The sequence below is a fragment of the Mesorhizobium sp. WSM4312 genome (assembly GCF_002294875.1).
GTDB lineage: Bacteria > Pseudomonadota > Alphaproteobacteria > Rhizobiales > Rhizobiaceae > Mesorhizobium.
In genome coordinates, this window is sequence record NZ_NSFU01000029.1 from 37,550 (window position 1) to 64,073 (window position 26,524).

The 26,524-nt window shown below is 60.8% G+C and carries 24 protein-coding genes and 1 pseudogene; 13 read left to right on the forward strand and 12 right to left on the reverse strand.

Translation table 11 applies throughout. The features are described from left to right. Window positions 1-51: 51 nt before the first annotated feature. The 3 genes from CK228_RS31760 to CK228_RS31770 all read right to left on the reverse strand — a co-directional run bounded on the left by CK228_RS31760 (window position 52) and on the right by CK228_RS31770 (window position 3,456). Window positions 52-1,053 carry a zincin-like metallopeptidase domain-containing protein gene (locus CK228_RS31760; RefSeq protein WP_063169241.1) on the reverse strand — a complete coding sequence of 334 codons (1,002 nt, stop codon included), beginning with the start codon at window positions 1,051-1,053 and terminating at the stop codon, window positions 52-54. Between the two features lie 732 nt (window positions 1,054-1,785). Further along, a complete protein-coding gene (locus CK228_RS36145; RefSeq protein WP_126057771.1) occupies window positions 1,786-2,091 on the reverse strand; it encodes a thioredoxin domain-containing protein in 306 nt (101 codons plus the stop codon). A 150-nt stretch (window positions 2,092-2,241) separates the two neighbouring features. Then, window positions 2,242-3,456: a cation:dicarboxylase symporter family transporter gene (locus CK228_RS31770; RefSeq protein WP_210326676.1), complete on the reverse strand. Its 1,215-nt coding sequence runs from the start codon at window positions 3,454-3,456 to the stop codon at window positions 2,242-2,244. Between the two features lie 706 nt (window positions 3,457-4,162). Here CK228_RS31770 and CK228_RS31775 point away from each other — a divergent pair. Further along, window positions 4,163-4,552, forward strand: coding sequence for a hypothetical protein (locus tag CK228_RS31775; protein WP_024505560.1), 390 nt, complete (start codon window positions 4,163-4,165; stop codon window positions 4,550-4,552). 189 nt (window positions 4,553-4,741) lie between these two features. Here the strand turns inward: CK228_RS31775 and CK228_RS31780 are convergent, their stop codons facing one another. From CK228_RS31780 to CK228_RS31790, 3 genes are all read right to left on the reverse strand, one after another. After that, window positions 4,742-4,987 carry a hypothetical protein gene (locus tag CK228_RS31780; RefSeq protein WP_063169243.1) on the reverse strand — a complete coding sequence of 82 codons (246 nt, stop codon included), beginning with the start codon at window positions 4,985-4,987 and terminating at the stop codon, window positions 4,742-4,744. Window positions 4,988-5,161: 174 nt separating this feature from the next. Continuing rightward, window positions 5,162-5,296, reverse strand: coding sequence for a hypothetical protein (locus CK228_RS36405; RefSeq protein WP_256754986.1), 135 nt, complete (start codon window positions 5,294-5,296; stop codon window positions 5,162-5,164). Continuing rightward, window positions 5,289-5,759, reverse strand: a complete 471-nt coding sequence (locus CK228_RS31790) for a hypothetical protein (RefSeq protein WP_224570941.1) — start codon at window positions 5,757-5,759, stop codon at window positions 5,289-5,291. Before CK228_RS31790 ends, CK228_RS36405 begins: the two co-directional genes overlap by 8 nt. Window positions 5,760-6,358: 599 nt before the next feature. Between CK228_RS31790 and CK228_RS36150 the strand changes: the two genes are divergently transcribed. After that, on the forward strand, window positions 6,359-6,607 hold the full coding sequence (locus tag CK228_RS36150) for a DUF6074 family protein (RefSeq protein ID WP_063169245.1): 249 nt from the start codon (window positions 6,359-6,361) through the stop codon (window positions 6,605-6,607). Window positions 6,608-6,972: 365 nt separating this feature from the next. Here the strand turns inward: CK228_RS36150 and CK228_RS31800 are convergent, their stop codons facing one another. The 4 genes from CK228_RS31800 to panB all read right to left on the reverse strand — a co-directional run bounded on the left by CK228_RS31800 (window position 6,973) and on the right by panB (window position 10,257). Continuing rightward, window positions 6,973-7,605, reverse strand: coding sequence for an acyl-homoserine-lactone synthase (locus tag CK228_RS31800; RefSeq protein ID WP_063169246.1), 633 nt, complete (start codon window positions 7,603-7,605; stop codon window positions 6,973-6,975). 92 nt (window positions 7,606-7,697) lie between these two features. Continuing rightward, window positions 7,698-8,417, reverse strand: coding sequence for a LuxR family transcriptional regulator (locus CK228_RS31805; protein WP_063169247.1), 720 nt, complete (start codon window positions 8,415-8,417; stop codon window positions 7,698-7,700). A 98-nt stretch (window positions 8,418-8,515) separates the two neighbouring features. Continuing rightward, window positions 8,516-9,424 (reverse strand): pantoate--beta-alanine ligase, encoded by a 909-nt coding sequence (panC, locus tag CK228_RS31810; RefSeq protein WP_063169248.1) that lies wholly within the window; start codon window positions 9,422-9,424, stop codon window positions 8,516-8,518. Continuing rightward, the gene (gene panB, locus CK228_RS31815; protein WP_063169249.1) at window positions 9,421-10,257 is read right to left on the reverse strand and encodes a 3-methyl-2-oxobutanoate hydroxymethyltransferase; all 837 of its coding nucleotides are present in this window, start codon (window positions 10,255-10,257) and stop codon (window positions 9,421-9,423) included. The genes panC and panB overlap by 4 nt, the downstream gene beginning before the upstream one ends. Before the next feature lie 171 nt (window positions 10,258-10,428). Here panB and CK228_RS31820 point away from each other — a divergent pair, with 171 nt between their 5' ends. From CK228_RS31820 to CK228_RS31865, 10 genes are all read left to right on the forward strand, one after another. Then, the gene (locus CK228_RS31820; RefSeq protein ID WP_024505567.1) at window positions 10,429-11,391 is read left to right on the forward strand and encodes a membrane protein; all 963 of its coding nucleotides are present in this window, start codon (window positions 10,429-10,431) and stop codon (window positions 11,389-11,391) included. 62 nt (window positions 11,392-11,453) lie between these two features. Further along, on the forward strand, window positions 11,454-12,428 hold the full coding sequence (gene nadA, locus CK228_RS31825) for a quinolinate synthase NadA (protein WP_063169250.1): 975 nt from the start codon (window positions 11,454-11,456) through the stop codon (window positions 12,426-12,428). Beyond that, a complete protein-coding gene (locus CK228_RS31830) occupies window positions 12,425-13,966 on the forward strand; it encodes an L-aspartate oxidase (RefSeq protein ID WP_063169251.1) in 1,542 nt (513 codons plus the stop codon). Before nadA ends, CK228_RS31830 begins: the two co-directional genes overlap by 4 nt. A gap of 1 nt (window position 13,967) precedes the next feature. Beyond that, window positions 13,968-14,849 (forward strand): carboxylating nicotinate-nucleotide diphosphorylase, encoded by an 882-nt coding sequence (gene nadC, locus CK228_RS31835; RefSeq protein WP_063169252.1) that lies wholly within the window; start codon window positions 13,968-13,970, stop codon window positions 14,847-14,849. A gap of 174 nt (window positions 14,850-15,023) precedes the next feature. Further along, on the forward strand, window positions 15,024-15,992 hold the full coding sequence (gene bioB, locus CK228_RS31840) for a biotin synthase BioB (RefSeq protein WP_224570943.1): 969 nt from the start codon (window positions 15,024-15,026) through the stop codon (window positions 15,990-15,992). After that, complete coding sequence (locus CK228_RS31845) at window positions 15,989-17,128, forward strand: 8-amino-7-oxononanoate synthase (RefSeq protein WP_024505572.1); 1,140 nt, start codon at window positions 15,989-15,991, stop codon at window positions 17,126-17,128. Before bioB ends, CK228_RS31845 begins: the two co-directional genes overlap by 4 nt. Continuing rightward, window positions 17,125-17,760: a dethiobiotin synthase gene (gene bioD / locus CK228_RS31850; protein ID WP_063169254.1), complete on the forward strand. Its 636-nt coding sequence runs from the start codon at window positions 17,125-17,127 to the stop codon at window positions 17,758-17,760. The genes CK228_RS31845 and bioD overlap by 4 nt, the downstream gene beginning before the upstream one ends. Then, entirely contained in the window at window positions 17,760-19,025 is a 1,266-nt protein-coding gene (locus tag CK228_RS31855) for an adenosylmethionine--8-amino-7-oxononanoate transaminase (protein ID WP_063169255.1), read from the forward strand. Before bioD ends, CK228_RS31855 begins: the two co-directional genes overlap by 1 nt. Then, window positions 19,022-20,005, forward strand: a complete 984-nt coding sequence (locus tag CK228_RS31860) for a beta-ketoacyl-ACP synthase III (protein WP_063169256.1) — start codon at window positions 19,022-19,024, stop codon at window positions 20,003-20,005. Before CK228_RS31855 ends, CK228_RS31860 begins: the two co-directional genes overlap by 4 nt. Window positions 20,006-20,178: 173 nt before the next feature. Next, the gene (locus CK228_RS31865; RefSeq protein ID WP_063169257.1) at window positions 20,179-21,822 is read left to right on the forward strand and encodes an MFS transporter; all 1,644 of its coding nucleotides are present in this window, start codon (window positions 20,179-20,181) and stop codon (window positions 21,820-21,822) included. Between the two features lie 234 nt (window positions 21,823-22,056). On the opposite strand, the pseudogene hemN reads toward CK228_RS31865, so the two are convergent. Then, window positions 22,057-23,383, reverse strand: a pseudogene (hemN, locus tag CK228_RS31870) (oxygen-independent coproporphyrinogen III oxidase). A gap of 464 nt (window positions 23,384-23,847) precedes the next feature. Continuing rightward, window positions 23,848-24,204 carry a hypothetical protein gene (locus tag CK228_RS31875; RefSeq protein ID WP_024505577.1) on the reverse strand — a complete coding sequence of 119 codons (357 nt, stop codon included), beginning with the start codon at window positions 24,202-24,204 and terminating at the stop codon, window positions 23,848-23,850. 681 nt (window positions 24,205-24,885) lie between these two features. Here CK228_RS31875 and CK228_RS31880 point away from each other — a divergent pair. Next, on the forward strand, window positions 24,886-26,025 hold the full coding sequence (locus CK228_RS31880; RefSeq protein ID WP_063169258.1) for a porin: 1,140 nt from the start codon (window positions 24,886-24,888) through the stop codon (window positions 26,023-26,025). Window positions 26,026-26,524 lie beyond the last annotated feature (499 nt).

A 26,524-nucleotide genomic window follows, 5' to 3' on the forward strand; every position in this document is an offset into this window, starting at 1 on the left:
TAGGGCAACCTCAAAAGAACTGTCGAGTTGGTTGCGCGCGGCTTTGCGTCATCAGAGGCGCAAGGCGGTCGCGTGTGAGGATTGCGCGCTCCCATAGGCGGTTTCGGCATGTGCCTCGCCTTCGACATCGACATTGCGGCCAAGCAGGAAATCGGCGGCTTTCGAGGCATGGCTTGCGGCGCGGAAGATGGCGCGGTTGTCCTCGCGCAAAACCGTCAGCCATGAGCCGATGTAGTCGGCATGGCGCACGGTCGGCTCGATGCCGAGACTGCTGCAGATGAAGGCTGATGCGATTTCGGCGACCAGTTCCTCGCGCGCATAGGTGTTGGACCCGAAGGAGCCGGACAGGTCGCGCGCGAGTCGCCTCGGGTGGCCGGTCCAGTGGCCAAGCTCGTGAAAGCAGGTCCGGTAATAGTCGATCTGGTGGAAGAAAGCCGGCTGCGGCGGCACCTGTATGGTGTCGCTGCCGGGCATGTAGAAGGCGCGCTCGCCGCCGACGCGAAAATCAGCGCCGGTTGCATGAATGAGCGCCTCGGCCTGCGGGACCATCTCGCGCTCAGGCAGAGGCTCGCCGGCGGCGTAAAGATGTTCGGGCAGATTATCGCACTGCGCGACATTGAAGACGGTGAAGCGCTTCAGGAAGGGCACCGCCTGCGGTTCGTCGCCATCGGTGTCGGCGCGTTGCTTTTCGTTCTTGGGAACAAAGCGGTCAGCGTGAACGATGGTGGTGCCGTGCTCGCCCTTCCTGACATTGCCGCCAAGCGAAAGCGCCTGCCGGAAGGTGAGCCAGTTCTGGCTGGGGAAACCGCGCTCGATGACCGCGCCCCACAGGATCAGGATATTGATGCCGGAATATCGGCGCTGGGTGGCCGCATTCCGCGGCAGGCCGAGGCCTGTCCTTGCCCTGCCCCACGGCTTGACCCATGGCACGGTGCCGCGCTCCAGTTCGGCAATGATGCGGTCGGTGATTTCCTGATAAAGGCTGGCGCCGGTGCGCCCGCCGCTGTCTGCGCCAGCCTGTCGGCTGCCGCAACGTTTGTTGTTTGCACGCATCGTGATGTCCTCCGCTCTACAATCGCGCGCCCTCCCCGGAAGCGGGGTGGGCGGCAAAAGCGACCGGAAAGGCCCGCCGTCGGAGGCGGACTGCATCAGCAGGACCGGAACGGAGTGGAGGACCCGAAAGCGACAAGCGAAGGGTTGCGGGACGCCGCGGCGGGCCTAGAAGGGAGTGCTGCCCACCCTGCGCCAGGGGGAAGGCCACAATAGAAAGACGCCGGCCGACAGGCCGGCGACCGTCAGCAGCCGAAGGCTGCCCCGCGCCAGGGGGCGATGCCGCAGGGCCAAGACCGCCTGAGCTTGCCGAAGAAAAGCGGGCTCGGTTCACGAGCACCCGGCCAGCGACTTCAGGCGCGGGCGCTCAGGATTGTTGTTGGCGCCCACGGCAGCTGGATGACCGCAACAAGATTACGAGGAGCGACAGCAAAGCCAGCTGCCACAAACGGCACGCTCCGGCAACAACAGCGTGGCCGGTCTACAGATGCTGCCCCGCACGAGAGCCAGCACGCTTTGAGCGCGCATCGGCGATGCAAGCGTTGCAAGCTGGCCATGTCCACAAGGTCGGCGACCACTATATCGCCGACCACCAACGCGGGCGTACCGTCTAAGTGCAGACCTTTCGCGAGTGCGCGGACGCGCGCATTTCATCTGCGATGGCCGGATCTTGCATTCCCGCTTGAGCTGCTCAACGTCAAGGCCTACACGCGCTGCGATCTTGAGAGTGACCCTTCAACTGGGGGAAATCATAAGGGCGCGGTGGAATTCGTCGAACTTTCCCTGTTTTCTCGAGGCGAGTGCGGCGAAGGCTGGGAATTGGGAATCCGGTCCCAGGACCGGGAACTGTTTGATCACAAGCTTCAGATTGGGCTCATGCTTGAAGGCTTTTTGGTAGTTGATATCAGCCAGTCTGCAATGCGGACAGTTGTGGTAGTCATTGAATATGACCAGAACGGCATCGCCTTGCGGGTTGCCGGCGATTGGCGAAGGAGATCGTTGTCGAATGCGCCGCTCCACTTTTGCCTGTCGGTCGACCACGCCTGCCGGTGCAGGTTCGCGCTATATTGGCTCGCCAGCAAGGCGAGGAGTAAAAGAAGAGCTGCGACAGTGATGGCAGTCGGCTTAGACATGAGTCTCCAATCCATGGACGGCGTGGCAGCAACGGCCGCCTTTTTGGTGTAAAATGGGTCAGTTTTGATCGTGCCCCGCAGTTGCTACAGGCGCACAGGTGCCGGTGCGATCTGGCGGTTTCTCAAATACGGCTTTGCGCCATCGGGTCCACCCCAATAGCTGAGCGTCGTTCGCACGGGGAATTGTGTTCACCACGCCGGGCGACTTGACCGTCCACCGCCAGAGCGCTGAACGGTCCGCTAGTGAGGCGCTCCCCGAATCGTCGTTTATCCCGCTCGCCCCGGACCGGGTGACAGCCAGCGTTGCCGCTACGCTGCGGAGAAAAACCGTCAGCGCGTGGCATTCGGACATAAGCTGATCGACGCCAAGAATAAGCCCCACGGAGGTGACCGGTGCGGCCGGAACAAGAAAGAGCGTTGCAGCCATTGTGACGAGGCCTGCACCGGTAATGCGGGTTGTTCCGTTCGAAGGGAACAATGCGACAAACAGCATGAGGATCCGGCAGCCGATCGGGAGATCAGTTTTCGTCGCTTGGGCGATGAAAAGGGCGGCGAGCATCATATTCGTGCCGTCCAGATTGAATGGAATGAGACCCACGACCGAATGCGTGGCGCCGGCCTTTTCCATCTTCTCCATGAGCGAGGCCAGCGCGGCCTCTGAGGAGGACATTGCGAGCAGCAGCTCGTCCTTGATGTATCGGACGAGAGAGAAGAGCGAGCGGCCGTTGTAGCGGCAGACCGCGCCGAACAGGATCGAGAGGAACAGGACCGAGAGGAACAAGACTTGCAGGATGTCGCCTTCCGCGAAGGCACTGGCAATCGTTGACGGGATGATGTTCATCAGGAAGCTGGTCACGGACTGCTCGTGAGCCGTGGCCACATAGCCCTTAACGGCTTCGACATCGAGCGAGGCCGGATCGATGTTGAGGCCGGCGCCAGGCTGAACGATATTCGCGACAATCAGCCCGACAAGGAGTGCTAGCGTCGAGAAGGTAAGGAAATAAACCATCGCCTTGGCGGCAACTCGGCCGACCTTCTGCAGATCGCTCATGCCGGCAATGCCGGTCGCCATTGTCAGGAAGATGACAGGTACGGTGATTATCTTGACGACATCGACGAAGGCATCGCAGAGCGGCTTCAGGCTGTGGCCGGTCTCCAAATGGAAATAGCCGATTGCGGCACCCAGGATTATGGCGGCAAGTACCTGCACGTAGGTCCGGGCAAAATGGCGCTTGCGGGGCGCTAAGATCGCGCGGGGAACTCTTGGAACCAACACCGTCTCTCTCCTTGACCGGATCGGGGTGGGGCTCCTCCCTCTCCCATGCAGTGCTCCGGTCGAACGCTGCGCCCACTTCGGCGCAAACGATGTGCCAAATAGCAAGAGGGGAAAACGCGCAGGACCTCACGCAATGCTTGCGATTCGCTCTCCCACACTCGTGCAGTGGTTGCCTGTCGCAACTATGGAAGGGTCGATTCTGGGAACTCCAAAGGCCGCTCTTTGCGTCGACGCAGCTTGGCTGCCTGGAAGGTTCCCTCTTTGCCTTGCGGTCTGCGAGCTGGGTCCAGATGGTCATCATTTGGCTGCGCGCTGCACGGGGCTCGAAAGATTCAATCGAGGACGGGTCCTCTTGGAAAACGGGGGCAGCGTTGGTCAAGCCCTTCCACCCTGCTGTCCCAATGGTGTTCAGAAGCTCAGTTCACGATCAAGCGATGGATCAGCGTCATCTGGCGTTTGCGCCATCGCGGCGGCGTTGCAACGGGTCTGCCAAAGATGAGCAGGCCGCGAGGCAGGGTCCGAGACCTAGACTCCAACCTCATAGCGCGCTCGGCTCGCGTTCGGAAGGTTCGAACCGCAGCACGATCAGGTGGCGACACCGTTGGTCGGAACCGGAACCCGACGAATGATCGTTCGTGACCGACATCTGTGAACAAGCAGTATGTGTCATTGCAATCACCACCCGTTGCGCGGAAATGCCCATATGGCCGTGAATGAACTGGATTTGGTGATTTTCCAGATGGCGGTGGAAAGCGTCCGCTTGCTCTCTTCAAGCTTTGATGAGAAGGCGGCTGAGATAGCCACGAGGAGCCGTGGTAGCCTTCTTTTTGACGTGCGGGTGGACGGTGACCTGGAGGTCCAGCGAGTCGCAGCCATTGGATATCCAGGCGACAAGATCGGTGTGGTGGCATTGGACCGAGAGGGCCTTGTTAGCTGTTGTTGCCTTGTCAATGGCACCTTCTCACCTTTCATTGCACCGTTGGAGAACTGGACCAGCATGCCCCTTTCGATGCAGGCCCAGATCGATGTCACAGGCTATGCGAGGCTCCTTCTGGCCGCCTTGCGAAATGCTGGACATATGCTGGACAGGTAGCATCGCGATGATGTCTGTGATGAGATGGTGCAAACGGCTGGATGAGGCGATCGCTTGCTGGCAGCTTTGGCAACAAAGCGATCGGTGAGTTCGCAATGCTGGAACACGTCCTTTAGACTCTGCAGTTAAGTTAGCGGACTACCATCTGACGAATGCCCTCTGACAGTCTGCATGGCGCGGCATGCCCTCTTAGGAATGCAGCCGTGGTTCTACACCATCGGCTGTTTTTGTGTCGAAGGCGACGGGCACGCCATGAACGAAGGAAGCGGCCGCCAACAGTTCCTCCAACTCGCGGTCGGTGGCCTTGCATGCCGGCATTAGTGTTCGGATGGCGCGGATCGCCTGCGCCATGGAGAGAAAGCGGACCCTTCCCCTGGAAAGGACATAGGCTTCTGCGGCTTTTTCGACGGTGACGGTGTGAAACGAATTGGTCATGACGAATTCCTCCCTGAACCCTGACCAACCCGACTTATGGCACGAATTCGACCGCCTTCAAGCCTATGTCCGATTGCGGACAATCGCTGCGATTCGTTCAAAACCGCTGATGCTTTTGGGCGACCTGGTGAGGGGCAAGGAGACGTCGGCTGAACCCGTTTCAACCGACATGCTTCAGGCAGCGGCCAGGCCGAAATAACGCTGCTCCTCCTTGTCATAAGCGCCATGTGTGAGCTTTATCAATCCGGCACGGTCGATGATCGTGATCTCGCCGCGCTTGGCGTGCACCAGTCCTCGATACTCAAGCATTTGCAGGGCCGTGGTGACCCCGGGCGGTGGGCGCGAGCATGGTCGCCAGAAATTCATGCGTCGGGAGGATCTTATCTCCTTCCGCACGGTCGTGGACCATCAGCTGCCAGCGGGCCAGCCGTTCTTCGACCTTGGAGTGGCCATTGACCAGTGCCGTCCGGCATGATTGGACGAGGAACGCGTGGGCATAGTCCAGCACTGAGGTGCGAAGCGACGGGCTAATCGCAGGGCGAAGGTTTTCAACCGGCAGGCGCCAGGTAGTGCTTTCCTTTCCGAGAATGACGGCAATTCCTTTCATCCCGTCATAGCCGACAATGCCGACTTCACCTTGCCGCCCGCCGGTCATGGTGGCGACCACCGACGCGATGCCCCTCTCGGGAAAATATACGTTCTTGATCGGCTGATGCGCGACCTCCAACTTGTCCTTGATGCCCGGTTCGACGTGATGCAGCGATGGTCGCAAAAGCGCGAAGTCCTGCGGGGTGAGGGCTTCAGCACCTGGTCGCGAAAGAGGGATCGGGCAAGGCTCTCTTCCAACGGGGCAAGAGCGCGTACGTCTTACTGTCGGCTGCACCGAAGTAAATGCCGGCCGATGCCAAAGCATAGGCTTCGAAACGCGCGATTGCAAAGCCCTGTCGGGGCAGTGCAGTCATGCTAGAAGTCGCGCCGCCTACGATAGGCAGCGGATGACATGATTCCCTTCTGCGGCGGCCACCAAGAACGGCTCGGGCACGCTTTAATCGTTCATACACAAGCTCGCAGGAATGTAAGCAGCGGAACAGTCGGGTGATTCGTACCGCCCTGCCCTTTCAGAGATCAAGTCATTGGACGTCAATTCGGCTGGAACGCCTCGTCGAACGGCCCAGGAAAATGCAGCCGGATGAGCAATGGTGGTTCACCTTATGTGCGGTCCCGGATATGCGGTCCGGCGGCTCATCTCCCAATGGCTTGTCGATGGGGAAGTGGAACTCGTCATGTCGCCGCGAACCGTCACCGCGCTAGCGGGGCTCTTTTGAAGACGCCGGTGTTTTTCTTTGTGGAACTGAATCTGTGAGGTGATTGATGCATGAATCAAACATTTGCGTATTTCCGCTGCATCGGCGACGTATATTGGTCGAAAGTATCGCCCAGGCCCTCGAGACCAAGAACGGCGAGGCGGCGAGCGCGTTCTGGCGCTGTGCCGCCAAGAAAATGCTCATTCAATTGTCCGATGTAGGAATTGCGCCAGAGCTCGCTGCGCAGGAGGTTGGAAGCCTTCTTCATGCGGTCTTGGACGACATGGCCAACCGAACGGTAATGCACAAAGCATAGGCTCGGGCGCTGTTGGACCGCGCGTCAGCTCGGGTCCTTATCGGGGGACTGCTCCGACTGGCCGACGGTCCGGCCAAACCGGCATACCGGCAAAGCTTTGAGGTTGCGATCGCTCACGGCGGCCGGTCCAATATTCTAAGACGACCTCAGAAGCCACGTTGGCTTCTTTGGACGAAGCGGAGGGGCGCCATTTTGGCGTGCTCACGCTGGACTGCGGGTTGCGCCTACGGAAATCCAAAGTCCGGCCGCGCGAGCCAATCGACCGGAACAGTCGAAAGCTCGTGGGGCGGGTCCGCTCACCCTCACGGCGGCGGTGGCGGCCGTGAGCAGACTTAACTCAAGTCACGGCTGAGCATCCGCAGGCGCTATGCCGATTGGATGAGAACTGGTTGCCACAACACCGGCCCGTTGAGGCGTCCCCTCCAGCGGATGCGCAAGAGACTGGCGTAGGAAATATCGAGGAAGCCGGCGACTGCCTCGGTGTTGCCGACCTGCTTGGGCTGTCCGATACGTGACAACGGCCAGGTCGCGAGACGAAGGATCCTTTCGATGCGCGTATCTGTCACCGTTACGATCCCGGAGAGATTGTTGGCCAAGCCGAATTCGATGATCCCCGCGAAGAGCTCGTAGGTTGCTTGGGCCAGGCCGCCAGCTGCCTTCGGCGCTGTCGCAGGGAGATCGAGCGCGAAACGACTACTCTCCCAGATATCGGCACTCGCAGGGACCACCATCTCATCCAGCAGCGTCGGAAACGTATCGCGCAACATTGTCGGTCCGGTGGTCGGCAAAAGGCGGACGCAGCCGCAAGTTCGCCAATCGGACCCCTTGAGAAGCAGGTAGACGGGGTTCAGGCTGTCAAACGAGTCCGTTTCCATTTCGCCTTCGGTCTGCACTTCCCAATCGAGCCGCTTCTTGAAAACCCGATACCTAAGTCCGTGCATTTCCTTGAGTTCGCTCGCAAACTCGGCGTAGCAGTCGGGTGTTATCAGCTGCATCATTGTCGTCTCCGTGCGGGATGTGTCCACGCAATCGAAGGGCAAAGCCGTCATGAATGCAGCCTGTAGACCTTTACAGCTAGACTTGGAGAGGATCAGGATCTCGCCCGAGCAGCCATCCGCACTACGGCCTGGTTGATGGTTCGCACGCCAAGCTTCGCCTTGGCGTTTTCCTGATGGAAGGTCACGGTGCGTTTCGAGACACCGAGAATCTGGCTGATATCCCAGGCCGACTTGCCGCACGCCGCCCATTTCAGGCACTCGAACTCCCGCCGGGTGAGCATTATGCCATCTACCACGCAATCTTCGGCGAGCCTGCGCCGGGCATGGATATGAACGTTGATCGCAACCAGTTGCATTGCTTTTTCGTAGCGCGTCAGCGACCTCAGAAATGGCGGATGCGCCTCGTTGGAGGCGAAGGTCAGTGCGGCGAACCGGCCGCGATGATCATGCATCGACATGGTCAGTCCGCCGCGAATGCCGAACTCAGCTGCTTTTTCCAGGACTTCCTGCTGAGAGGTCGGCAAATAACGGTGATCGCGGTCCACACCCCAGTCGAAGGTATCCCAGCCCCGCAGTCCCCGCAGGATCACGGGATCCACGCTGTGGTAGCGCTGTTGCAGGTAATGTGATGTCCATGATGATGGATAATTCGAGATCAATCGCGGCCTGTCGCCGGAAGCGGATGGGTAGGTGAAATAAGCGAAGAGCGGAAAGTCGAACCCGGCTGCGGCGGACGCCATTGCCTCATGGAGATCGACGGCATCGACGCTTGCAGAGAGTTGCTCGACCAAGGTTTCAAATACGCGATGCATCTGCGCTTAGCGTACCTCGCGGAGGTTGCTGGAAGCCGACGGAGACGTGGTTCTAAATGATGGCCTGTCCCTGCAGGGCATACGACGCGCCGCCGTCATCACCGCAATTGCTGTGCTGCTTCCGATTGGAGAGAGCTCCGCCCACCTGACCAACTACCGATGGGTGATATTGCGACGTTATCGATGAGCCGCGTGTCGCCAAGCCAAGCCGCAGCAAGCAAGCGTGCCGGTCGGTCAAGGCTTGCTAACGATTGCAGGTCTGTTTCTCCGCGAAGCTCCAGGTATTCGAGCTCGCGATAGCCGGCAGCCAGAATTGCTGCACGCGCTTCATCAAGCGTAGGCAGGATGGGGGAGCCGCGTGCAAGCCGCTCGGCCGTATCGAGCAGGACCGATGCTAGTTTTGGGGCAATGGCGCGTTGGGCTGGGGAGAGCCGCACGTTACGCGACGATAGCGCAAGACCATCGGCTTCGCGGACTGTCGGACAGGGCACAATAGTGATCGGAATGTCGAGATCCCGGACCAAGCGCCTGACAAGCTGAAGTTGCTGAAAATCCTTTTCGCCAAAAAAGGCGAAGTCAGCGCCGGCCTGCAGGAAGAGCTTGGCCACGACCGTCGCCACGCCATTGAAATGGCCGAGCCGGAATGCGCCGCAAAGGCATTCGCTGATGCCGGACACTGAAACGGCCGTGGCGAAGCCCACCTGGTACATTTCCTCTGTGTCCGGCACATAGAGCAGATGCGTGCCCAGCAGAGCGAGCTTGGCAGCATCGTCGCTTTCCGTCCGAGGGTAGGCAATCAGGTCGGCGGGGCTGTTGAACTGCTTGGGGTTTACGAACAGCGTCACGATCACCCGCTCGGCCCTTTCGAGCGCCTTCCGCACGAGGCTCAGATGCCCGTCGTGCAAGGCTCCCATGGTCGGCACAATACCGATCGTGGCACCCGAGCGACGCCATTGCGCAACGACGCCGCGCAGCTCGCTCACGGTTCGAGCGATCGGCACGCTCATGTGAAGTCACCGGCCTTCAAGGCGTTGACATAGAGATGTTCGACCGCCGGAAAGTGCCGGTTCCGCATATCGGTGGCGTAAGCGGCGATTGCCGCCTCAGCCTGCTCACCGAGCTCGGCATAGCGTTTGACGAACTTCGGCCGAAATGAGGTGAAGAGCCCGAGCATATCGTGGCTCACCAGAATCTGGCCGTCGCAAGCTGGCGAGGCACCGATGCCGATGGTGGGTATGTCGATATCGGCGGTTATCTGCCGTGCAAGCTGCTCCGGTATCTTTTCCAGCACCAAGGAGAAGGCGCCAGCTTCAGTTACCGCCCTGGCGTCGCGCCTGATCCGCTCTGCATCGGCTCCCCGGCCCTGCACACGATAGCCTCCAAACGTGTTTACCGCCTGCGGCGTCAGGCCCACATGGGCCATGACAGGTACGCCGCGCGCGGTAAGGAAGCGGATGGTTTCCGCGATGGTCTCGCCGCCCTCGATCTTTACCGCTGAACAACCGGTCTCACCCATCACGCGCGCAGCGTTGCCGAAAGCGTGCTCTGGGCTTTCCTCGTAGGAACCGAAGGGCAGGTCGACGACCATCAGCGCGTGTTCAAGGCCGCGGCGAACGGCCTGTCCGTGCATGATCATCATGTCGAGCGTGACCCCCAGCGTCGACGACAGGCCGTGCAGCACCATGCCGACGCTGTCGCCGACAAGAACGATGTCGCAGTGGCGATCGAGCAGCCTCGCGACCGGCGTGGTGTAGGCCGTCAAGCATACAAGTGGCGTCTGGCCTTTTCGCGATCGAATATCTGGAGGAGTCATCCCTTTTATCTCACCAGCCGCGCTCAACCGAGGCCCCTTCCCTTACGTTACCAACAGCGGGTGTCGCGTTTGGCATATTTTTGTGCGACTGCGAAGAGCTAAAAACAGCGCTTGAGTACTCCGGTGTTGACGTGCTGGCTTCCAAGGTTACATTCAATCGATTAAGGCGCTCCGTTGGGCCAACCCGCTTTCGCAAACATGGATCCTCAGACAAGAAGAACCAAGAAAGGCAAAGCCGCCGTCAAAGCTGACGAAGCCAAAGTGGACCTGACTGCCGTCGTGGTCGCCGTAAACGACAGTGAGCCCTGTGTCCTCACAGTCGGTCATGCGGACACCCTCCCTTCTGGACCTTTTGCCCTTGAGCATCGATCACTGCAGTCGGGTTTGAGGGGGTGGGTGGAGCAGCAGACCGGCCATGCACTTGGATACATCGAGCAACTCTACACCTTCGCCGATCGCGATCGCATCGGCACTGAGCGCCACCAGCGCGTCATCTCAATCAGCTATCTCGCATTGACCAGGAAGGAACAGGCAACGAACTCGGCCGCGTGCGGCTGGCAAAGTTGGTACGAATATTTTCCCTGGGAGGACCACCGCTTCGGCACGCCGCCTGTGCTGCTCGATAGATTGCGGCCCCGCCTGATTGAGTGGGCCGGCGGCGCCAGCGAGCCGACCACTCAACGCGAGCGCCGGCAGCGCGCTGCGATAGCCTTCGGCTTCGACGACCGCCATTGGAACGAGGAACTCACGCTCCAACGCTACGAGTTGCTCTATGAAGCTGCTCTGATTGAGGAGGCCGGTGGCGGCAGGGACGCGATTGCGGCCGCGGCTGGCAAACCAATGGTCGCTGACCACCGTCGTATTCTGGCAACCGGGATCGCGCGGCTGCGTTCGAAGATCAAATACCGGCCGGTCGTGTTCGAGCTTATGCGGCCTTCCTTCACGCTGCTGCAACTGCAGCGAACCGTGGAAGCTTTGGCTGGCAGGCTGATCAACAAGCCGAACTTCCGGAGATTGGTCGAGCAGCAGGAACTTGTTGAGGAGACCGGGGAGACCTCCCTCGACACGGGCGGCCGACCGGCGAAGCTTTATCGCTTCCGGCATGCCGTCCTCGACGACAGGGCTATCGCCGGGACAAAATTACCGCTGGCGCGGGCTTGACATACTTATAGTCAAGGTAGATATATTCCCTTATTGTCAAACCGAATATAATCGAGGCGCCAATGACTGGGGCGTTACCTATGGCTGCGTCCTTGTATGAGCGTGTCCGGCGGGTGATCCCACCCGTTGAATGGCCCGCGTTCGCCGGCGATATTGAAGCCATCTTAGCGCTGAAGCGTGAGCGCAATGCGGTGGTGCTGGCGCACAATTACCAGACGCCCGAAATTTTTCATTGCGTGGCAGACATCGTCGGCGACAGCCTGGCGTTGGCCCACAAGGCGGTGACGGTCGACGCCGACATCATCGTGGTTGCCGGCGTTCATTTCATGGCCGAGACGGCAAAACTGCTCAATCCGAACAAGACCGTGCTCATCCCGGATCTCCGCGCCGGCTGCTCGCTGGCCGAATCGATCACGGCAAACGACGTGCGGCTAATGCGGCTGCGGTATCCGGGGGTCCCCGTTGTTACTTACGTCAACACTTCCGCCGCCGTAAAAGCGGAGTCCGACATCTGCTGCACGTCCGGCAACGCCAAGGCGGTGGTGGAATCGCTTGGCGTGGCGCGTGTGCTGATGCTCCCGGACGAATATCTGGCGAGGAACGTGGCAGCCGATACAGACGTCGAGATCATCGCCTGGAAAGGCCATTGCGAGGTGCATGAGCGCTTCACCGCAGCAGACATCCGGGAACTGCGCGATGCCCATCCAGGCGTCATCGTGCTGGCCCATCCAGAATGCCCACCAGACGTTGTCGCGGAGGCGGAGTTCTCCGGCTCGACCGCGGCGATGTCGGATTATGTCGAGCGTGAGAAACCGAAGCGTGTCGTCCTTCTGACCGAATGTTCGATGAGCGACAACGTCGCGGTCGCGCATCCCGACGTCGAGTTCGTTCGCCCATGCAATCTGTGCCCGCACATGAAGCGCATCAACCTGGCCAACATTCGCGCCGCACTCGAGCAGAACCGGCATGAGGTCCGGATTGATCCCGAAATTGCCGGCCCCGCCCGCCGCGCGGTCGAGCGCATGCTTTCCCTATGAGTCTGGAGGTTCGCGAAATCGCGGGGGCGCCGGTCGTCATCGGCGGCGGCATTGCCGGCCTGATGACGGCGCTTCATCTGGCGCCGGAACCGGTCGTGCTTTTGACCAACGCGCCGCTTGGAACCGGAGCCTGCAGTGAACTTGCCCAGGGCGGTCTTGCGGCAAGTCTCGGGGGCGACGACGGCCCAGATTTTCACCTTTGCGACACGATAGCTGCCGGCGACGGACTCTGCGATGAGGCCACGGTGCGGCGAGTGGTACGAGCTGCACCCGAAGCGATTAGGACGATCCAAAGGTTCGGCGTCGACTTCGACCAGCACCCTGACCGCGCGTTGCGACTTGGGCTCGAGGCGGCACACTCGCGACGGCGGATTGTGCATGCAGCCGGCGACGCCACCGGTCGCGAGTTGGTGCGCGCGCTCGTCGCCGCGGTTCGGCGTACAGCCTCGATCACCATTATCGAAAATGTGGAGGTCCGCCGGCTGGTCGTGCAGGACGGGTCGGTCATCGCCGTGGTCGCAGCAGGACGAGCCGGCGCGCTCGCTCTGCCCACGCGTCGCGCGGTGCTGGCGACCGGCGGCGTCGGCGGGCTGTTTTGCGACACGACAAACCCCGCTGGCTCATGGGGTCACGGGCTGGCGCTCGCCGCATGGGCGGGGGCGGAACTCGCCGACTTGGAATTCATACAGTTCCATCCAACTGCGCTCGACGGTCCGCGCCGGCCGATGCCGCTGGTGAGCGAAGCCGTGCGTGGCGAAGGCGCGGTGCTCATCGATGAGCGAGGAGAGCGCTTCCTCGCCGACACACCTGGCGGTGAACTTGCGCCTCGCGACGTCGTAGCGCGCGCCATTTGGCACCAGCTTGCCGTTGGACGCCGCGTATTCCTGGACGCACGGCAAAGTCTCGGCCCGAGATTTGGCAAGCGTTTTCCAGGCATCGCCGAATTGTGCCGGAGCGCAGGAATCGACCCAGCGACCGACCTGATCCCGGTGCGCCCGGCGGCACATTATCACATGGGCGGCGTCGCCGTAGACAGCGCCGGCCGCAGCTCCATCGAGGGATTGTGGGCCTGCGGTGAGGTGGCCTGTACCGGCCTGCACGGCGCCAACCGCCTGGCCAGCAACTCGCTCACCGAAGCGGCGGTCACCGCGAGCTGGGTTGCCGAAAGCGTTGCCGGCACGTCGTATACCCGGCGACCGCGCAGATGCTCCACATTCGTCCCTCCACGACCAGACGCTTCCGTGGTCCGCCCGATTGTCTCCGCCGCCCTGGGTATCATCCGCGACGGCGAGGCAATGCGCGAAGCGGTGGCGACCCTGCTGCCGATCGCAGCCAATAGTGTCGCTGCCTCTGGTCCGGCTTTGGTCTCACTGATGATCGCCGCGGCGGCCCTGAGGCGGGAAGAGAGTCGAGGCGCGCACTGTCGGTCCGATTTCCCGCTCCACGATGCCAACGTGCGCCCATCACGGCTGACACTGCACAGCGCAATGCGGGCCGCGGCCGCACTCGATTGCCGGGCTACCATACGGAGCACTTGATATGACTTCATTCTCCCCCCTCCCCGCGACCCTGATCGAACCGATTGTGCGCGTTGCGCTCCTCGAAGACCTGGGCAGATCCGGCGACCTGACCACCGATGCGGTTATCCCGTATGATTGCACTGCCACGTTGGTGCTCAAAGCGAGGCAGGCGGGCGTCGTTGCCGGGCTCGATCTGGTCTCGTATGCCTTCCTTCTCGTGGAACCGGCGATCAACATCCAGATCTGGCGCCCTGATGGCAGCGAGGTTGGGGCCGGGGAAACCATTGCAAGATTGTCCGGACCCGCACGAGGCCTGCTCACGGCCGAACGCACGGCCCTCAATTTCTTATGCCGGCTGAGCGGCATTGCCACTGCCACAGCGGCCATGGTTGAGGCCGTGCGCGGTCACAAGGCGAGGATTGTATCGACGCGAAAGACGACGCCCGGGCTGCGGGCATTGGAGAAATACGCCGTGCGCGTCGGCGGCGGTGCCAATCACCGGTTCGGCCTCGATGACGGCGTGCTCATAAAGGACAACCACATCGCGATCGCCGGCGATATGCGCACAGCAATAGAGCGGGCGCGCGCCGCAGCAGGGCATATGGTGAAGGTCGAGGTCGAGGTCGACACGCTGAAGCAGCTCGATGCAGCGCTCGCGATTGGTGTTGACGCGGTGCTGCTCGACAATATGTCGGTCGAGGATCTTGCCCGCGCGGTTTCTATAGTGGATGGCCGTACGATCACCGAGGCGTCCGGTCGGGTGATGCCGAAAACGGCGGCGGCGATTGCGGCGACCGGTGTCGATCTCATCTCCATGGGTTGGCTGACGCACAGCGCCCCGATCCTCGACATCGGCCTGGACATGCCGGACCACCAGAACATCTGCAAGCACTTGAACTGAGGATTACGGCGTGAGGAGCAACATCAGCTCGGCAGGCGTAGGAGGTGCTGGAAAGACGTGCCGCAGCTCGCCTTTAGCGAGTGCGCCCCAAAGCCAAGAAGGCGTACCGGACTAGCAAACAAAGGTTTGACGATGACGATTGGAATGAACTCGGAGTTCGACGTGAACCAGACCATGCAATCGGTCGACGGAACGCCTCCGCGATGGAACCGCAAAGAGGCCGAGGCCATCTACGGCATGCCATTCAACGATCTGCTGTTCCTGGCTCAGACGATCCACCGCCAGAACTTCGATCGAAACCGAGTGCAGCTGTCGCGGCTCCTTAGCATCAAGACCGGCGGGTGCCCCGAAGATTGCGGCTATTGCAGCCAGTCTGCGCATTACGAAACCGGTGTGAAGGCGTCGAAGCTGGTGGACGTCAAGCATGTCATCGACGAAGCGGCCAAGGCGCGTGATGGCGGCGCAACGCGCTATTGCATGGGCGCGGCGTGGCGAAGTCCCAAGGAGCGCGACATGGACGTTGTGGTCGCCATGATTGAGGGCGTCAAGGCCCTCGGCATGGAGACCTGCATGACGCTCGGCATGCTCGATCTTGAGCAAGCTGCTCGCCTGAAGCAGGCCGGTCTCGACTACTATAACCACAACATCGATACCTCTGAGCGCTACTATGGCGAGGTTATTTCAACCAGGACTTTTGCCGACCGGCTGAAAACGCTTGGGCACGTGCGCGCGGTTGGGATGAAAGTCTGCTGCGGCGGCATTGTCGGGATGGGAGAAGAAAAGACCGATCGCATCGACATGCTGGTCACGCTCGCGAACCTGCCCGAGCCGCCGGAAAGCGTGCCGATCAACATGCTTATTCCCATCGAAGGCACGCCGCTTGCCGCGGCCGACGCCATCGATCCGATCGATTTCGTCCGCATCGTTGCGCTCGCGCGGGTGATGATGCCGAAATCCTATGTAAGGCTGTCCGCCGGCAGGACGGCGATGAGCGACGAAACGCAGGCGCTGTGCTTCTTTGCCGGCGCCAATTCGATCTTTGTCGGCGACACGCTGCTGACGGCGGGAAATCCCGGCGAGGACAAGGATACCCTTCTGTTCCGGCGCCTCGGCATTGAGCCTATGGAACTCGCCACGCAATGAAGGAGGCAATTCTTGCCCGCTATGACGCAACCTTGCGGGGACTGGGGCGCAAGGACCGGTTGCGGACGCTCGCACCGCGCGCCGGGCTCGACTTCTCGTCGAACGACTATATCGGACTTGCCGCCTCCAAAAGACTGGGCGATGCGGTTTCGACGGCGATTGCGCGGGGCACGCCAGTGGGCGCCACCGGATCGCGGCTGTTGCGCGGCAATGCACCGGAACATGAGCAACTGGAGGCGGACGCAGCGGCATTTTTCGGAGCCGAGCGTGCACTGTTCTTCGGCAGCGGCTATATCGCCAACTTCGCTCTGCTGACGGCCCTGCCGCAGAAAGGCGACCTGCTGGTCCTCGACGAGCTCGCTCATGCCAGCATGCATGAGGGTGCCCAGGCCGGGCGCGCTGAGTTCAAGCTGGCCGCGCACAACGACGTCGACGCTGTCGAGGACGCAATCACCCGCTGGCGCGCCGAAGGCGGCATGGGGCGGGTGTGGATCGCCTTCGAAAGCCTTTACAGCATGGATGGCGACCGTGCGCCGATGGAGAGCCTGGTCGCGCTGGCTGATCGGTACCAGGCATTCATCGTCGTCGATGAAGCGCATGCCACCGGCGTCTGGGGACCGGACGGCCGGGGACTGGCCGCCGCGTATGAAGGCCGCGACAACATCGTCACGCTCCACACATGCGGCAAGGCGCTTGGCGCATCCGGCGCGCTCGTTACCGGACCGCGAACACTGTGCGACTATCTTATCAACCGGTGCCGGCCATTCATCTATGCGACCGCACCATCGCCGCTGATGGCAGTCGCGGCACGTGAGGCGCTGACTATTCTGTCTGACGAGCCTATGCGTCGTGCTCAGTTGCACGAGCGTGTCGCTTTCGCGAGCCGGCAATTGGCCGAACGCTGCGGCGTGATGCCCAGCGGCTCGCAGATCCAGCCGCTTGTGATCGGCGATAACAGCCGCACCATGGCGGTGGCGGCAGGACTGCAGGCACGCGGCTTCGACATACGCGGCATTCGCCCGCCGACAGTGCCTGAGGGTACGTCGCGCCTGCGCATTTCGCTGACTCTCAACGTCGACGAAGCCGACATTTCCGCCATGGTCGAGGCTCTCGTCGGAGTGTTGGCCACAGCATGACCAAACGCATCGTCGTCACCGGAACAGACACTGGAATTGGCAAGACAGTGTTTTCGGCCGGACTTGCCGGGCTGCTCGACGGCTTCTACTGGAAGCCGGTGCAATCGGGCCTCAACGAGGAGACCGACAGCGAGGTCGTCGCCCGGCTTTCCGGCTTGCCCGACGGACGCGTGCTGCCCGAAGTCTATCGACTGACGATGCCGCTGTCGCCGCATCGATCAGCCGAAATCGACGGCGTCGCGATCGAGGCCGACGATCTTTCATTTCCGGTCCTGCCGACACCGCTCGTCATCGAAGGCGCCGGCGGGCTGATGGTGCCGCTCAATCGACAGACAAGGTTCATTGACATATTCGAACAATGGCGGCTGCCGGTCATACTGTGCGCCCGCACCGCGCTTGGCACCATCAATCATACGCTGTTGTCGATCGAGGCCCTGAGAGCCCGCTCCATCCCGCTCATCGGCATTGCCTTCATTGGCGAAGAGGTGGCCGATACACAAAGGACAATCGTGGAATTCGGCGGCGTGCCGCAGCTGGGCAGGCTGCCGCACCTCGGTCCGCTGACGGGTGAAACGTTGAGAGATGCAATGATTTCCGGCTTCGACCTGGCCATGATTGCCGGAGGCGACTGATGGCGGAGTCTCGAGTCTGGCATCCGTTCACGCAGCACGCGCTAGAGCCCTCGCTCCCTGAAATCGTGCTGACTGAAGGCGCCTATCTCCACAAGGCCGACGGCTTCCGCATCCTCGATGCGATTTCTTCCTGGTGGGTCGTCACCCATGGCCATCGCCACCCCCGCATCATGAAGGCCATCGAGACGACCGCCTCGAGCCTCGACCAGATCATCTTCGCGGGCTTCACCCACGAGCCGGCCGAACGGCTGGCCGAGGCGCTTGTAGGCATCGCACCCGCCGGCCTCCACCGGGTGTTCTATTCCGACAGTGGCTCGACCTCAGTCGAAGTCGCGCTGAAGATGGCGCTCGGCTATTTCCGTAACATCGGCGCGTCGCGTTCGCGCATCGCCGTCATGGAGCACAGCTATCATGGCGACACCATCGGCACGATGAGCGTCGGCGCCCGTGGCGTCTTCAACGCCGCCTATGAGCCTTTGCTGTTCGAGGTCGACACCATCCCCTTCCCGGCCGCCGGGCGCGAGCAGGAAACGCTGGATCGGTTCGAGGCCGTTAGCCGCGACCGGCGCGCAGCCGCGCTGATCGTCGAGCCGCTGGTGCTTGGCGCCGGCGGCATGCTGATGTATCCGGCCTGGGTTCTTGCCGAATTGAAGAGGATCGCCGAAGCCTCCGGCACGCTCGTGATCGCCGATGAAGTGATGACCGGCTGGGGGCGCACCGGAACCATGTTTGCCTGCGAACAGGCGTCCGTCTCGCCCGACATCTTGTGCACCTCGAAAGGTCTGACCGGTGGTACCATCCCGCTGGCCGCCACGATCGCCACCGATGCCATCTTCCACGCTCACTTTTCGGAGGATCGCAAGAAGACGTTTTTCCATTCGAGCTCCTACACCGCCAATCCGATCGCCTGCGCGGCAGCACTTGCCAATGTCGAGATCTGGCGTGACGAGCCGGTGGCCGAGCGGATCGCGGTCTTGAGCGCGAGGCAGGCCGCGGGGCTGCAACGCTTCCGGGACAATCCATATTTCACCGACTGCCGGACAACCGGCACCATCGCGGCACTCGACCTACGCACCGGCTCAGCCGGTTATCTGGCCGAGATCGGGCCAAAACTGCGCGCTTTTTTCCTTGAGCGCGGCCTGTTGGTGCGCCCGCTCGGCAATGTCCTCTATCTTCTGCCGCCCTATTGCATCACCAGCGACGAATTGGACGGGCTCTATGACGCGATAGAGGAGGCCGGCGAACGCTTCGGCTCGCGGCCATGAACCTATCGTCGCGCGTTCTCGGCTTCGGCCATCATGCGCCGACGCGCAAGGTCGAGAACCCGGAAATCGAAGACCGGCTCGGGCTTGAGCCCGGCTGGATCGAGCGGCGCACCGGAATTCGCTCGCGCTTCTGGGCAACAGACGAAGACACGCTGTCGGGCCTTGCCGCCTCTGCCGGCGACATGGCGCTGACCAATGCCGGTATCGACCGCGGCGACGTCGGTCTACTCTTGCTCGCCACGTCGACGCCCGATCACCTTCTGCCGCCAAGCGCGCCGCTGGTCGCACATCGGCTGGGGCTAGGCCGCGCCGGAGCGATCGACCTGACCGGCGCCTGCGCCGGCTTCATCTATGCGCTGATGTTCGCCGACGGGTTCACCCGCCTGCACGGCAAAGCGAGCCTTGTCATCGCCGCCAACATCCTCAGCCACCGCATCAATTTGGCCGAGCGCGCCAGCGCCGTGCTGTTTGCCGATGCCGCCGGCGCCATGGTGATCAGTCCTTGCGATGACCCGGATCGAGGCATTCTCGGCGCTTCGGTGGATTCCGACGGCTCGCGCTACGGGCTAATCCAGATTCCCGCCGGGGGAAGCAACACTCCGTTCCATGCCGACCTCGACCTCGCGCAGACACGGATGACGATCACTGACGGCCGTGAAGTATTCAGCAAGGCCGTGGAGATGATGACCGCCTGCTCGAGAGATGCGCTCACTGCTGCCCGACTGAGGCCGCAAGACCTCGATCGTTTCGTGCCGCATCAGGCCAATGCGCGCATTTTCGACGCGGTCGGCAGGAACCTCGGCATCGCTGATCACTCGATCGTCAAGACGATCGCCGAATATGGCAACTCTTCCGCCGCGACGATCCCGCTCTCATTGTCGCTGGCCCATCGGGCGCAGCCGTTTCGGCCTGGCGAGAAAGTCCTCTTGGCGGCAGCGGGTGCGGGTCTCAGCGGCGGCGCGCTTGTGGTGGGAATTTAGCAAAGCAATGCTTGCGCACAGGACTGCTCATGAATGAGACTATGAGAATGGCTCAATACGCAAATAGTCGCCGGCAAGCTCCATAGAGCTGGGGTCCGTGCGGTGCTCCGCGATGTCTAAGTATCGACCCGCTTGCTCAAATCGCAGCGCTCATCGAAGGCCAGCAATACCTCATGCAGAGCGAAAATCCCCAACCGCCCGTTTCAAAGACGCTCGCCCCATTTCGAAACAAGGTGTTTCGCTCAATTTGGGCGGCCACCCAGATTTCCAGCCTCGGTTGGCTAGTGCAAACGGTCGCCATCAGTTGGCTTATGGCAACGATTTCAGCGTCCGACCTCATGGTGGCACTCGTCCAGGCCGCATCCACATTGCCGGTGTTCTTCCTCTCAGTTTTCGCCGGAGCCATTGCCGACAACTTCAGCCGCCGGTGGGTGATGTTTGCGGGACACTGCCTGATAGCATCGGCGTCGACGACGCTGATGATTTCTGTGGGTCTGGGATTTGTCAGTCCTTGGCTGATTCTCGGGTTAGGTTTCCTGGCCGGCTGCGGCTTTGCCTTGAATGATCCGGCTTGGCACGCTTCGGTCGGCGATATCCTTCACAAACGCGACATTCCGGCCGCAGTGACGCTTATGTCCGTCGGATACAACATTGTGCGCAGCGTTGGTCCAGCCTTGGGGGGCGTGATCCTGGCCGTCTTTGGGCCGCTGGCCGCTTTCGCCTTGGCTGCGGTGAGTGATCTGGCGCCCATAAGCGCGATATGGCGCACCAAATGGGAGGTCCGCTCTTCGCCTCTCCCTCGTGAGAGAATGACGACGGCAATTCATGACGGAGTGCGCTTTACGGCGATGTCTTTGGAGATCAGGGCAGCGACCGCCCGAGCCGCTCTTTTCGGGTTGGCAAGCATCTCCATTCTGGCGTTGCTCCCCCTCGTCGTCCGGGATCAGTTGAAGAGTGGGCCAATTGTCTACGGTATCTTATTGGCCGGCTTCGGCATGGGTGCTTTCATCGCGGGTATGGGCAACGGCTTCTTGAGGAAGGTCACGTCTCAAAACAGGCTGGTGGCCTTCGCCTCTGTGGCTTGTGCAGTCTGTTGCCTCTCCCTTGCCCTTACATCGTCGCTTCCTGTGGCGGCCATTTCGCTGGCGCTCGGCGGAGCGGGTTGGCTTATCACCTGGACGGGCATTGACGTGTCGGTGCAGTTGGCAAGCCCAAGGTGGGTTGTAGGCCGCACGCTCTCCATTTACTACGCCTTGAGCGCAGGCGGTATGGCTGCTGGCAGCTGGATCTGGGGTTCTGTCGCGCAAAACTATTCCTTGACCTCAGCATTGGAGGGCGCCGCAGGCGCTCTGTTGCTGGTTGCAGCAGCGGGGATCGTGTTGCCGGTCCGTCCCTGGGAAGAAACCGATCAAGAAAGTTCAGTTTTTCATCCGCCGGACGTGGCTCTCGATCTGAAACCCAGAAGTGGCCCTATCGTGGCCAAGGTCGAGTATTTGATATCGGAGGAAAATATCGAGGCCTTTCTGGGCTCCATGCGCACGCGGCGACACGTCCAGAGCCGTGCCGGTGCACGAAACTGGACGCTCCAGCGAAATCTGCAAACACCGTCACTTTGGACGGAGACATTCCGCACCCCCACCTGGATGGACTTTCTCCGCCTAAATCATCGACTCACCGCAGCAGATAAGGAAGTCGCCCAGCATCTCCTGTCACTGCATGAAGGAGAGGTGCCTCCGCAGACAGTGCTTTCGATTGAACGGACGACCGAGGCAATTCGTACCCGTACCTCGACAATCTTTTCTCGTCCTCCAAGATGACGCCATCAAGCTGCTGTCCAGGGACAGGGTGGATCACCGGTGCTTTGCAGAGCACAGCCTCACACCGAGAGCAGCGTGCTCCGGGTTGTGCGCTTTCGCGCGCACCCAGGCGAGATGATGGTGAACGCGGCGTCAAGTGGAAGTCCCCTGCATACGCTTGCGGAGTCTTCTGCGAGAGCCCATGCCGACGAGCGCCAAACAAGGTCTGATGCCTTTCGGCGTCGTGGCCTCAACTCATCGATTCGCGAGAAAAGCATCGAATGCAGCAGCAACGGCGCGAACAACAAAGCGGTGCTCCGGCCGCACGCGGATGAAGCCGTTTTCGACGTCCAGGATCCCCTCCTCAGCCAGCGTCACCAAACTCTCAACTGAATCGAGAAAACGAGCTGGTTCGATTTCGTGGGCGGCACAGATGGTCGGCACGTCGGCCTCCAAATCGCACATCAGTCGCTCGATGATCGCTGCGCGCACCCGGTCATCGTCGGTCAGACGGTGACCCTTTGATGTCGCCAGACGTCCACTTGCGATGTGCCGGGCGTAAGAATCCCGTGTTACTTCGTTCTGAACATACCCCTCGCGGACTCGGCCAATAGCCGACGCGCCGAAGCCGATCACGTTTTGCAAGTATCGGCCGAGTATCCCAGCGAATTACGCCGTAGGCGCCCGGTCTTCTGGCGCTAGCGCAAGTTCGTCGTCCGGCGGAGCGAAATGATCGAGCCCGATCTCCCGGTAGCCAGCGCCAACCAGTGTCTCGGCGACAGTTGCAGCCTGTTCGGCGCGAAGATCGCCGTCCGGTAGACCTGCCTGCTCGATTAGGCGCTGATTCTTTATCACGGAAGGAATATGCGCGTATCCGAACACCGCAAGCCGGTTGGGGCGCATGGCGACCGCAGCCATCGCGGTCTGGATGCAGGACTGCACAGTCTGTTTCGGTAGACCGAAGATGAGGTCGAAGTTGATATGGCCAACGCCATGCCGGCGGAGATTTTGGACTGCAGCGGCCGTCTGCACCTTACTCTGGATCCGATTGATCGCCTTTGCACATCGGGATCAAAGCTCTGCATCCGATGCTCGCGCGGTTGACACCGTTAGCTGCCAGGGCTTCGGCCATTTCCGGTGTGAACGTTCGGGGATCGATCTCCACGGCGATCGCAGCAGTTTTGCTGAAAGCGAAGTGGCGGCGTAGAAATTCCATCAGCGCCAAGTGCTCGGCTGGCCCGATAAGGTGAGGCGTTCCGCCGCCGAAATGCACATCGCTCACCGGCAGCCCTTGCCGCACTTGCTCCGACACCAAACTGATCTCCTGACGCAGCACCGCTAAATAATTAAGGATCGGGCCGTTGCGACGGATGACCGCGGTAGGGAAGCCGCAATACCAGCACATGGATCGGCAAAACGGAATGTGGAAATAGAGCGACACCGATTCGTCGGCCGGGAGGCCCCCCAGCCATTCCTCATAATCGTCAGCACCAACTGCCGCAGAGAAGTCTGGCACAGTCGGATAGATGGTATACCAAGGCGGCCGGGGGTCCCGGTACTTTGTCAGGATTGAGGTGTGCAAGGAGCTGTCATCCCACGTCGCTCATCCATCATTCTTTCGTTGCGCGCTCGTCCTGGTCTCTGACCTAAGTCAGTGCGTCCCGCTTATGTCGCAGTCTCGTTTGGACAGGATGGGGTCAACCACGCCGGGGAGCGCGCGTGCCATGGTTGCGCCTGAGGTGATGGTGCGGTGCCGCATTCAACGTCTGAGTACGTGACGCCAGTGCAGTGTGCTTGAGGCGTCTGCGGAAGAACTTTGCAATGCGAAATTCATGTCCGACGCAACGGACCTGTCAAGCCTCGTTCAGACGCCATCCAGGTCCAGCCAGCGGCCTTCCCTGCCGGCCGAAAAACCATACCGGCTTTAGCCACCGAGACGCTCTAAAGCTGACGTCGGCTCATTTGATGAAAGGAGGACGCCGCTAGGGGGTGCACAAGGTTCCCCGGCTTGACGTCGCTTCGAGCGAAGAGCGGTGTGGCTTGTCGTCAAGCGCCGGGCAGCGTGCCCCCTACCGATATCCCGAAAAGATCGACCAAGATGGCCATGCCGACGCCACACGCGGTCTGGATGAGGCCGACCATGAAAATGCGATTGGCGCGTTCGTAGATGGGGCGCCGCAAGGAACTCATGTCGAGCAGCATGGACAGCGCTCTCATCTGCAGTGCGATGCCGAGCAGGATCGGCACTACGGCGAACAGATCGTAGAGTTGCCATGGCAAGGGGTTCGCGGCCCAATGAGTGAGGAAGCCGAGGGAAAAGGCAAGCAGGATACCCACGGCAGTGATTGTGCCGTTGCGGAAAATGGTCTCGATCGGTTCTTCCTTCGGATCGTGCTCGTCCAAGCGGCTTCCTTTCGTTGCTCTTTCCGTCGAGACTAAGTTCTCGAGAATACTGTTCATCGCCAATTACTCGAGGCGAGCCGTAGGCAGCCGTTTCAGGGTGCGCTCCCTCTCGCTTCCGGCCGCGCAATGTACCTGCACGGCGAACTTACAGCGGCGAAAAGGTGCTGCGGCCACCATGCGACGCCTCGGACGTGCACGCCCTCTGTTCCTGGCGCAGCCCTTGCGGAGCGTACGCGCAGTGATCCTTCTCGGTAGCGGATGGCGCGGCCTCCGTTGCGGTCAGACGGGAAGCCGTCGCTGTTAAACGAGACTGTCACATATCGAACATGGCGAACCGTGTCGCACATTTCTTTTCGCAGTGACCCTCAAAAAAAGTGATTCCAGCGAGACGAAGGCGCGTCGGCCCGATTTTGGTGTCGGCCGCATCTACGCTTCAGGTTGGCATGTCGCTTGCTGCTCTATTCGGAGAGCTGCAGCGGTCCGACCGGAGTGTTTCACATGTAAACGATAATGAATCTCCTAGCAGAAAACACTATTATAAGTACATGTGGCTTTTACGCTGGCTCACCTCTCGTGTCAAGCGCTTTGGCGTCCACATATTGGAGACAACACGCACAAAATTTAGAGGAAAAGCTTGCTCTTTCGCCTCTATCCTTTTTATTCCTTCATGGAGATCTAGACATGTACATCAAGAGTCCTCTTCTCGGCTTAACTGCTCTGATGACCATTTCCGTCGGTCGAGCAGCTGGCGCCGAGCGGGAACCGGCCGAGTACATCAAGATCTGCGACGTCCTCGGCTCGGGATATTCCTATATTCCCAACACCGAGACCTGCCTGCGCATCGGCGGCTATGTCCGTTACGATATCGGCCTGGGTGACGTCCGATCGTATGACAGCGCAAGAACCTCGGACGTGAGAACTGGCGAGGACCAAGGCACTTGGCGAAACAGCACACGCTTCACGTTCAAAACTTGGACCGGCCAGCAGACCGAGCTCGGCGCGTTGACGACCTATACCGAAACCCAGGTGAATTTTGGCAACAGCGCTAACTCGCATGACAGTCCTCAGAACTATGATTTCAACAGCGGCCTCGCACTGGCTTCTGCCTGGGTCGAGCTGGGAGGCCTGCGAGTTGGCAAGGAGGGGTCGGCCTTCGATACGTTTGCAAGCTACGCTGGCAACGTTCTCGATAGTATGCTCGTTCCGTCGGCCGGCTTCGACACCAACGTGGCTCAGTACCACTTCGACGCCGGCAACGGCATTTCGACTGTGATTTCGCTCGAACAAGGATCGGGCTCAGCCGGTACTATCGACAGCTATATTCCGCACGTTGTCGCCGGCTTGAAATACACGCAAGGCTGGGGCTCGATCATCGGCGTCGCGGCTTATGACAGCAATTACGAAGCTTTTGCCGGCAAGATCCGCGTCGACGTCGCTGTCACAAACCAGCTGTCGCTGTTTGGACTCTTCGGCTACGGTTCCAATGCCAGTCTCAACGAGGACTCAAACGGCGCAATTGCCAATCATGGGCGCGGCTCGTACAAAATCTGGAACGGCCAGTGGGCTTTCTGGGCGGGCGCCACCTACGAGTTTGACGAGAAAACTTCGTTCAACCTTCAGGTCTCGGGTGATCAGCTCAAGGATGCTGGTGTGGCTGCAAACGTCGCCTACATGGTCGTTCCCGGCTTCACGGTCACAGCCGAGGTCGATTACGACCACTACGGCAACTCTGGCCTCGGCCCTGCCGAGCCTACCGCCGTCAAGGGCACGAGCAAGCCGAACAGCGTCGGCGGCATTCTCCGCTTACAAGGCTCATTTTGAAATCTCTCCAGTCGCGAGCATGGCAAAGGCACTTGCCTCGACAACGCACGCATGGAGAGCTTCGTTCGCCATCTTGAAGTCTGCATCGACCGTCCACGGCCCATCGTACCAACTAGAAACTGAAAGTTATGAGCCCTGTGTACTACACCTAGCCCTTGACCTGCCCGATGAACCGGCCAGGGGCCGTCAGTTCAAATTCGGGGCCGTTTAGAGGGCAGTGTGAGGCCGTGTTAGGTAAGCGCCACTGCAATGTCGAGGCCGCGACACGCCTGTCGCTTTGGACGGCTGGAATTGCCCTTCGCGGCGCCATTCATTCTCTCAACATTTACGTGATAATGCACGCTGAGTCCGAGCCGCGTGGCAGCACCCATCCTAGGTGTGAGCTTTCGAGAGGTTGTCCATTCGGACCGGACCGAGGAGACTGGAGTTACCACGCTTCAGCATCCATCGGAGGGTCCGAATGAACATCCACAAGAATGCCCGTCTCACACCGCTGCGT

Excerpts from the sequence above, each read along its gene's own strand:
- CK228_RS31760 (WP_063169241.1), bottom strand. The coding sequence starts at position 1,053 with ATGCGTGCAAACAACAAACGTTGCGGCAGCCGACAGGCTGGCGCAGAC.
- CK228_RS31775 (WP_024505560.1), top strand. The coding sequence starts at position 4,163 with ATGGCCGTGAATGAACTGGATTTGGTGATTTTCCAGATGGCGGTGGAA.
- CK228_RS31780 (WP_063169243.1), bottom strand. The coding sequence starts at position 4,987 with ATGACCAATTCGTTTCACACCGTCACCGTCGAAAAAGCCGCAGAAGCC.
- CK228_RS36405 (WP_256754986.1), bottom strand. The coding sequence starts at position 5,296 with ATGCTTGAGTATCGAGGACTGGTGCACGCCAAGCGCGGCGAGATCACG.
- CK228_RS36150 (WP_063169245.1), top strand. The coding sequence starts at position 6,359 with ATGCATGAATCAAACATTTGCGTATTTCCGCTGCATCGGCGACGTATA.
- CK228_RS31800 (WP_063169246.1), bottom strand. The coding sequence starts at position 7,605 with ATGATGCAGCTGATAACACCCGACTGCTACGCCGAGTTTGCGAGCGAA.
- CK228_RS31805 (WP_063169247.1), bottom strand. The coding sequence starts at position 8,417 with ATGCATCGCGTATTTGAAACCTTGGTCGAGCAACTCTCTGCAAGCGTC.
- panC (WP_063169248.1), bottom strand. The coding sequence starts at position 9,424 with ATGAGCGTGCCGATCGCTCGAACCGTGAGCGAGCTGCGCGGCGTCGTT.
- CK228_RS31820 (WP_024505567.1), top strand. The coding sequence starts at position 10,429 with ATGGATCCTCAGACAAGAAGAACCAAGAAAGGCAAAGCCGCCGTCAAA.
- nadA (WP_063169250.1), top strand. The coding sequence starts at position 11,454 with ATGACTGGGGCGTTACCTATGGCTGCGTCCTTGTATGAGCGTGTCCGG.
- CK228_RS31830 (WP_063169251.1), top strand. The coding sequence starts at position 12,425 with ATGAGTCTGGAGGTTCGCGAAATCGCGGGGGCGCCGGTCGTCATCGGC.
- nadC (WP_063169252.1), top strand. The coding sequence starts at position 13,968 with ATGACTTCATTCTCCCCCCTCCCCGCGACCCTGATCGAACCGATTGTG.
- bioB (WP_224570943.1), top strand. The coding sequence starts at position 15,024 with ATGCAATCGGTCGACGGAACGCCTCCGCGATGGAACCGCAAAGAGGCC.
- CK228_RS31845 (WP_024505572.1), top strand. The coding sequence starts at position 15,989 with ATGAAGGAGGCAATTCTTGCCCGCTATGACGCAACCTTGCGGGGACTG.
- bioD (WP_063169254.1), top strand. The coding sequence starts at position 17,125 with ATGACCAAACGCATCGTCGTCACCGGAACAGACACTGGAATTGGCAAG.
- CK228_RS31855 (WP_063169255.1), top strand. The coding sequence starts at position 17,760 with ATGGCGGAGTCTCGAGTCTGGCATCCGTTCACGCAGCACGCGCTAGAG.
- CK228_RS31860 (WP_063169256.1), top strand. The coding sequence starts at position 19,022 with ATGAACCTATCGTCGCGCGTTCTCGGCTTCGGCCATCATGCGCCGACG.
- CK228_RS31865 (WP_063169257.1), top strand. The coding sequence starts at position 20,179 with ATGCAGAGCGAAAATCCCCAACCGCCCGTTTCAAAGACGCTCGCCCCA.
- CK228_RS31880 (WP_063169258.1), top strand. The coding sequence starts at position 24,886 with ATGTACATCAAGAGTCCTCTTCTCGGCTTAACTGCTCTGATGACCATT.